Source organism: Verminephrobacter aporrectodeae subsp. tuberculatae At4 (genome assembly GCF_000193225.1).
Classification (GTDB): domain Bacteria; phylum Pseudomonadota; class Gammaproteobacteria; order Burkholderiales; family Burkholderiaceae_C; genus Acidovorax; species Acidovorax aporrectodeae.
Genome location: NZ_AFAL01000020.1, coordinates 1 through 3,554, shown reverse-complemented (window position 1 = coordinate 3,554; position 3,554 = coordinate 1). Strand labels below are relative to the sequence as shown.

At 64.5% G+C, this 3,554-nt stretch carries 4 protein-coding genes and 1 pseudogene; all 5 read right to left on the bottom strand.

Annotated elements, in window-relative coordinates:
- The coding region (locus tag VTU_RS0100510) for a PhoU domain-containing protein (protein ID WP_010099800.1) at nucleotides 1-301 on the bottom strand (301 nt) is incomplete at its 3' end.
- Between the two features lie 18 nt (nucleotides 302-319).
- Entirely contained in the window at nucleotides 320-1,102 is a 783-nt protein-coding gene (gene pstB, locus VTU_RS0100505) for a phosphate ABC transporter ATP-binding protein PstB (RefSeq protein WP_010099798.1), read from the bottom strand.
- Between the two features lie 52 nt (nucleotides 1,103-1,154).
- The gene (pstA, locus tag VTU_RS25100) at nucleotides 1,155-1,961 is read right to left on the bottom strand and encodes a phosphate ABC transporter permease PstA (protein WP_050809407.1); all 807 of its coding nucleotides are present in this window, start codon (nucleotides 1,959-1,961) and stop codon (nucleotides 1,155-1,157) included.
- 96 nt (nucleotides 1,962-2,057) lie between these two features.
- Nucleotides 2,058-3,047: a phosphate ABC transporter permease subunit PstC gene (gene pstC / locus VTU_RS0100495; protein WP_236610605.1), complete on the bottom strand. Its 990-nt coding sequence runs from the start codon at nucleotides 3,045-3,047 to the stop codon at nucleotides 2,058-2,060.
- Between the two features lie 138 nt (nucleotides 3,048-3,185).
- A pseudogene (locus VTU_RS0100490) lies at nucleotides 3,186-3,554 on the bottom strand (phosphate ABC transporter substrate-binding protein PstS); the annotation flags it as partial.

Sequence of the window (3,554 nt, the reverse complement as noted above, 5' to 3'; positions counted from 1 at the left end):
CGTCGCCCATGCGCTCCAGGTTCGCCGTGGCCTTGGAGATGGCGAGCAGCAGGCGCAGGTCCCGCGCCGTAGGCTGCCTGCGGGCGATGATCGAGGACAGTTCCTGGTCGATCTCGACCTCCATCGCGTTCACCCGGATTTCCATTGCGGCAACGGTTTCCACGGCCTCCTGGCTGAACTGCGACAGGGCGTACACCGCCTGGCGGATCTGCGACTCGACGAGTCCGCCCATTTCCATGACGCGCGCGGAGACGCTGTTGAGTTCGCTGTCGAACTGCGAAGAAAGGTGTTTGTCGGCCATCTGTGCTTTCCTTGTTCCTTAGCCGAAACGGCCGGTGATGTAGTCTTCGGTTTCCTTGCGCTCGGGTTTGAAGAAGATCTGCTCGGTGGCGCCGAACTCGATCATCTCACCCAGGTACATGTAGGCGGTGTAGTCGCTGCAGCGCGCGGCCTGCTGCATGTTGTGCGTGACGATGGCGATCGTGTAGTCGTGCTTGAGCTCGTCGATCAACTCCTCGATCTTCGCCGTGGACAGCGGGTCGAGCGCGGACGTGGGCTCGTCGAGCAGCAGCACCGCGGGCCGGACGGCCACGCAGCGCGCGATGCACAGGCGCTGCTGCTGGCCGCCGGACAGCGACAGGCCGCTCTGGCTGAGCTTGTCCTTGACCTCGGACCACAGCGCGGCCTTGGACAGCGCCCACTCGACGCGCTCGTCCATCTCGTTCTTGCCCAGCGTCTCGTAGAGTTTCACGCCAAAGGCGACGTTGTCGTAGATGGACATGGGAAACGGCGTGGGCTTCTGGAACACCATGCCGATGCGCGCGCGCAGCAGGTTGATGTCCTGCCGGGGGTCGAGGATGTCCTGCCCGTAGAAGCAGATCGAGCCCTCGGCGCGCTGCCCGGGGTACAGGCTGTACATGCGGTTGAACGTGCGCAGCAGGGTGGACTTGCCGCAACCCGAAGGACCGATGAAGGCCGTGACCTTGTACTCGGCAATGTCCAGGCTGACGTTGCGCAGCCCCTGGAATTTGCCGTAGAAGAAACTCAGATTGCGCAACTCCAGCGCATTCTTGCCGGGGGGGGCGGCCGGGGTGGGGTTCATGGTCGATCCTGGAAATGGGGCGGTCGGCGGGTGCGCACTGGGGCGGCGGGGCTCAGACGCGATGCTTCTCGCGCAGGAAAACCCGTGCCACGACGTTCAAAATCAGCACCGAGAACGTGATGAGCAGCGCGCCGCCCCAGGCCAGGCGCACCCAGTTTTCATACGGGCTGAGGGCAAACTGGAAAATCACCACCGGCAGATTCGCCAGGGGCGCGCTCATGTTCGTGCTGAAGAACTGGTTGTTCAGCGCGGTGAACAGCAGCGGCGCGGTCTCGCCGCTGATGCGCGCCACGGCGAGCAGCAGGCCCGTCATCACCCCGCTGCGCGCCGCGCGCAGGGTGACCATGAGCGATACCTTCCAATGCGGCGCACCGAGCGCGAACGCGGCCTCGCGCAGGCTGCCGGGGACCAGGCGCAGCATGTTCTCCGTGGTACGCACGACCACCGGCACGGCGATCAGCGACAGGACCAAGCTGCCCGCCCACCCCGAGAAGTTGCCCACCGTGGCCACGGCAATCGCGTAGACGAAGAGCCCGAGAACGATCGAGGGGGCGGAGAGCATGATGTCGGTCACGAAGCGCGTGAGCTCCGCCGTCTTGCTCTGGTCGCCGTATTCCGCGAGGTACACGCCGGCGAGCACGCCCACCGGGGTCGATACCAGCACGGTGCAGCCCACCATCATCAGGCTGCCGACGATGGCGTTCGCCAGGCCGCCGCCCTCGGACCCCGGCGCCGGGGTGGAATGCGTGAACATGTTCCAGTCGAGCGCGGCAAACCCGTTGAACAGCAGGACGCCGAGGATCCAGAGCAACACGAACAGGCCCAGCACCATGGCCCCCAGGGACAGGGTCAGCCCGATGGTGTTGGAGCGCTGGCGCTTTTTGACAGGCGTTGGTTGAAGTCCATGGGACGGGTCTCTCGAAGGGGTTTTCTGCTCGGGGTGCGTGCGCGCGTTCTAAAGGCCCTTGACCTTTTCGGTGCGCCGCATCATGAGCTTGGCGGCCGAAAGCACGACGAAGGTGATCACGAAAAGCAGGAAGCCCAGCGCGAACAGCGTGGACAGATGGGTGTCCGCGGCCTCGCCGAACTCGTTGGCCAAGGTGGATGCGATGGACGTTCCCGGGGAGAACAGCGAGGTCGGCATGCGGTTCGCGTTGCCGATCACAAAGGTCACCGCCATGGTTTCCCCGAGCGCCCGGCCCAGGCCCAGCATGATCCCGCCGACGACCCCCTTCTGGGTGTAGGGCAGCACCACGCGGCGCACCACCTCCCAGGTCGTGCAACCCAGGCCGTAGGCGGACTCGCGCAGAATCGGGGGAACGATCTCGAATACGTCGCGCATCACAGCGGCGATGAAGGGCAGCACCATGAAAGCGAGCACGATGCCCGCGGCCAGGATGCCGAAGCCGTTGGTGCTGCCGCCGAAGAAGGCGCTCAGCAGCGGCATGGAGCCGAACAGCTTTTGCACGGGCATCTGAAAGTAGTCGGCAAACAGCGGCGCGAACACGAACAGCCCGAACATGCCGTAGATGATGGACGGCACCGCAGCGAGCAGTTCCACGGCCGTTCCCAGCGGGCGGCGCAGCCACACCGGGCAGGTCTCGGTCAGGAAAAGGGCGATGCCGAAGGCCAGCGGCACCGCAATCAGCAACGCGATTCCCGCGCTCGCCAAGGTGCCGACGATGGCGATCGCGGCGCCGAATTCCTCATTGATGATGTCCCACTCCGCGCGCCAGATGAACTGGATGCCGAACTTGTGGAAGGTCGGCCAAGCGTAGATGAAGAGCGAGACGATGATTCCCAGCAACGCCACCAGCACCAGCAGCGAGAGGCTCTGGGTCAGCCGGTGGAAGACCATGTCCTGCAGGCGCTGCCGCCTGGCAATCGACACCATGGTCGTGGTGGGGGCACCCGTCGTCTTGACGGGCACGGGTTGCGAAATCATGGTCGCGCTCATGTTGTTGACTCCCCTCTGACCCGTGCAGGCCCCTCACGAACACCGGCATCCACCGGCCGAGCGGGACTGGTGGGCGGGTATTCTATGGGGCCGGCCCGGGCGCCCAAACGAAACGGAAACGCAGGCTTACTTTTTGATCTGTGTCCAGACCTTGGAGCGAATCTCGGTGGCCAGGCTGTCGGGCAGGGGGACGTAGTCCAGCTCCGCCGCCATGTCCTTGCCGCTCTTGAAGGCCCAGTCAAAGAACTTGAGCACTTGCGCCGACTGCGCCTTGTCTTCCGGGTCCTTGTACATGAGGATGAACGACGCCGTGCTCACCGGCCAGCTGTCCGCGCCCTTGGCGTTCACCATCGAGATCCCCATTCCGGGAACGCTGAACCAGTCGGCGCTGGCCGCGGCCGCAGCGAAGGTCTTGTCGTCGGGGCTCACGAACTTGCCTTCGGCGTTCTGCAATTGCAGGAAGTTCATTTTGTTTTTCTTCACATACGCGTACTC

What these genes read in the sequence shown, in the direction of transcription:
- pstB (WP_010099798.1), bottom strand. Translation starts at nt 1,102, where the DNA reads ATGAACCCCACCCCGGCCGCCCCCCCCGGCAAGAATGCGCTGGAGTTG.
- pstC (WP_236610605.1), bottom strand. Translation starts at nt 3,047, where the DNA reads ATGATTTCGCAACCCGTGCCCGTCAAGACGACGGGTGCCCCCACCACG.